Source organism: Burkholderia sp. Se-20378 (genome assembly GCF_017104665.1).
Lineage (GTDB): Bacteria > Pseudomonadota > Gammaproteobacteria > Burkholderiales > Burkholderiaceae > Burkholderia > Burkholderia lata.
This window is the reverse complement of record NZ_JAAGPG010000729.1, coordinates 1-3,366: the sequence shown is the minus strand read 5'-3', so window position 1 is coordinate 3,366 and position 3,366 is coordinate 1. Positions and strand designations below refer to the sequence as shown.

The 3,366-nt window shown below is 68.1% G+C and carries 3 protein-coding genes; all 3 read left to right on the top strand.

Annotated features, from left to right (window positions below; translation table 11 throughout):
* Positions 1 to 3: 3 nt before the first annotated feature.
* Complete coding sequence (locus G3N93_RS36730; protein ID WP_206135214.1) at positions 4 to 1,506, top strand: DHA2 family efflux MFS transporter permease subunit; 1,503 nt, start codon at positions 4 to 6, stop codon at positions 1,504 to 1,506.
* 10 nt (positions 1,507 to 1,516) lie between these two features.
* Positions 1,517 to 2,455: a glycosyltransferase family 2 protein gene (locus tag G3N93_RS36725; RefSeq protein WP_174936413.1), complete on the top strand. Its 939-nt coding sequence runs from the start codon at positions 1,517 to 1,519 to the stop codon at positions 2,453 to 2,455.
* An 8-nt stretch (positions 2,456 to 2,463) separates the two neighbouring features.
* A partial coding sequence (locus tag G3N93_RS36720) for a TolC family protein (RefSeq protein ID WP_206135213.1) occupies positions 2,464 to 3,366 on the top strand: 903 nt, incomplete at its 3' end.

Below are 3,366 nucleotides of genomic sequence, written 5' to 3'. Positions count from 1 at the left end.
TTCATCCGGCTCGCGCTGCTGACGTTCGCGCTGTCGCTCGCGACCTTCATCGAGGTGCTCGACTCGACCGTGACGAACGTCGCGGTGCCGGCGATCTCCGGCAGTCTCGGCGTCTCGAACAGCCAGGGCACGTGGGTGATCAGCTCGTATTCGGTCGCGGCCGCGATCGCGGTGCCGCTGACCGGCTGGCTCGCGCGCCGCGTCGGCGAGTTGCGGCTGTTCGTCGGTGCGGTGCTGCTGTTCACGCTGACGTCGCTGCTGTGCGGGCTCGCGCGCGACCTGCATGTGCTCGTGATCTGCCGCGCGCTGCAGGGGCTGTTTTCAGGGCCGATGGTGCCGCTGTCGCAGACGATCCTGCTGCGCACGTTCCCGCCGGACAAGCGCACGATCGCGCTCGCGCTGTGGGCGATGACGGTGCTGCTCGCGCCGATCTTCGGGCCGGTGGTCGGCGGCTGGATCGTCGACAACTTCTCGTGGCCGTGGATCTTCCTGATCAACTTGCCGATCGGGCTGTTCTCGTTCGCGGTCTGCACCGCGATGCTGCGCCCCGATGCGCAACGCGGCGAAGCCGGCCCGATCGACGTGCCGGGCATCGTGCTGCTCGTGATCGGCGTCGGCTCGCTGCAGGCGATGCTCGATCTCGGCCACGATCGCGGCTGGTTCGGCTCGCCGCTGATCGTCACGCTCGCGGTGGTAGCGGGGCTCTCGATCGTGTCGCTGCTGATCTGGGAAGCGGGCGAGGCGCATCCCGTCGTCGATCTCAGCCTGTTCCGCGATCGCACGTTCTCGTTCTGCGTGCTGATCATCTCGCTCGGGATGATGAGCTTTTCGGTGGTCGGCGTCGTGTTCCCGCTGTGGATGCAGGCCGTGATGGGCTACAACGCGTTTCACGCGGGGCTCGCCACGGCGTCGCTCGGTGTCCTCGCGCTGGTGTTCTCGATCCTCGTCGGGCTCCATGCGCATCGCTTCGACGCGCGCGTGCTCGCGACTTTCGGCTTCCTCGTGTTCGCGGCCGTGCTCGCATGGGATGCGCATTTCACGCTGAAGATGACGTTCGCGCAGATCGCCGCGCCGGGGCTGATCCAGGGGATCGGGTTGCCGTGCTTCTTCATTCCGCTGACCGCCGCGACGCTGTCGCGCATTCCGGATGACCGGCTCGCGGCCGCGTCGAGCCTGTCGAACTTCCTGCGCACGCTGTCGGCCGCATTCGGCACCGCGATGAGCGTGACGCTGTGGGACAACCGCGCGACCTATCACTACGACGTCGTGTCGCAATCCGTCACGCATGCATCGGCGAACACGCAGCGCTTCGTGCACACGCTGAACGCGATGGGCGTGGACGGCGTGCGCGAGCTGACGACGCTGCACCAGGTCGTGATGCAGCAGGCCTACATGATGGCGACCAACGACATGTTCTGGATGGCGAGCATGACGTGTCTCGCACTCGCGGCAATGATGTGGCTGACGCGGCCGAAGCGCGGCGCGGCGGCGTCGTTCGGGCATTGAGGAGAGGAACATGACGACACTCGGCGCACTTGTGATCCTGTATCACCCGAGCGATGCGCAGCTCGACGCGCTCGGCGCATGGCGGCACGCGTGCGATGCGCTGCTCGTCGTCGACAACACGCCGCAGCCCGATGCACGGGCTCGCGAGCTGTGCGCGCGCGAAGGCATCGCGCTGCTGCATCACGGCAATCGCGGCGGGATCGCGGGCGCGTACAACGCGGGGCTTGCCGCGCTGTTTCGCGATCGCATCGATGCCGTCGCGCTGTTCGACCAGGATTCGTCGGTGCCGGCCGCGTATTTCCCGGCGATGCGCGATGTCTGCGCGGGGCTTGGCGGGCGCGCGTTCCTGGCCGGCCCGCGCATCTTCGACGAGAACGCGCGCAGCTTCCTGCCCGAACTGTCGACCAACGGGATCGGGCTGCGCCGCCTGCGCATCGAGCCGGGTGCGCCGCTGCAGCGCTGCGCGTTCCTGATCTCGTCGGGCTGCGTCGTGTCGCGCGACGCGTTCGACGTGCTCGGCCGTTTCGACGAGACGCTGTTCATCGATCACGTCGATACCGAATACAGTTTTCGCGCACTGTCGCGCAACGTGCCGCTCTATGTCGTGCCGTCGCTGGTGCTGCCGCACCGGATCGGCGCGAAGCAGCGTCACGCGATCGGCCCTTTTGAAATGACGTCGATGAATCACTCGTGGCAACGGCGCTACTACAGCGCACGCAATGCGGTGCAGCTCGGGATGCAGTACGGGCTGCGCTTTCCGGTGGCGATCGTGCCGAACCTGCTGACCGTGTGGCAGATCGTGCAGATCGCGCTCGTCGAACGCGACAAGCGCGCGAAGCTCGCCGGCATCCTGTTCGGCGTCGCGGACGGCCTGTTCGGCCGGCTCGGCCCGCTCGAACGCACGCGGCCGCGCCTGGCCGCGCGTGCGCAGCGCATTCAGCAGGGATGAGGGGCGCGATGCGGCGTGTGAAACAAGCAGCGTGTCCGGCGCGTAGCGTAAAGAACGGCTCGGCGATGATCGTCGCAGCGGCGGTGTCGCTGGCGTTGAGCGGATGCGTGCCGTCGGGCTTCCTGCCGTCGCTGTCGTTGCACGCGCCGGCCGACGATGCGCTCGCGCACACGGCCGGCCCCGGCGTGAACGGCGCGTGGCCCGCGCCCGACTGGGTGAAGCAGTTGAAGGATCCGCAACTCGACGCGCTGGTCGCCGAGGCATCGCAAAACAACCCCGACGTGCAGGTCGCGCAGGCGCGGCTGCGGATCGCGCAGGCGCAGCTTCAGCAGTTCGATTCGTTGACGGGGCTGACGGGCACGGCCGGCGCGACGGTCAGCCGCGCGCGGATGCCGAAGCCGGGCGACGACGTTGCCAACGTGTCGGTCAGCGGCTATCGCGTACCCGTCGAAATTTTCGGCGATCCGAACACCTCGCCGTCGTCGGTGTTCGTCGGGCTGACCTACCAGCTCGACCTGTGGGGGAAGAACCGCGCCGCGACGAAGAGCCTGATGTCGCTGCGCGAAGCGGCGCGGGTCGAGGCCGAGCAGGTGCGGCTCACGCTGGCGGTGGCGATCGTCACCGTGTACTGCCAGCTCGATCAGGCGTATGCGACGCAGGAGCTGTTGCAGCAGAAGCTGAAGGTCAGCCAGCGCGTGACGACCGTGCTGCGCGAGCGCACCGCGCGCGGGCTCGACAATGCATACGACGCGAGCGACGCATCGATCAAGCGCAGCAAGTTGCTCGCGCAGATCGCGCTGAACGACGAGCAGATCAAGCTTGCGCAGCTGCAGCTCGGCGTGCTGTCGGGCCGCGGCCCGGAGCGCGGGCTCGCGCTGCAGCGGCCGCGTGTCGGCGCCTTTGCGGGCGGC

What these genes read in the sequence shown, in the direction of transcription:
- G3N93_RS36725 (WP_174936413.1), top strand. Translation starts at nt 1,517, where the DNA reads ATGACGACACTCGGCGCACTTGTGATCCTGTATCACCCGAGCGATGCG.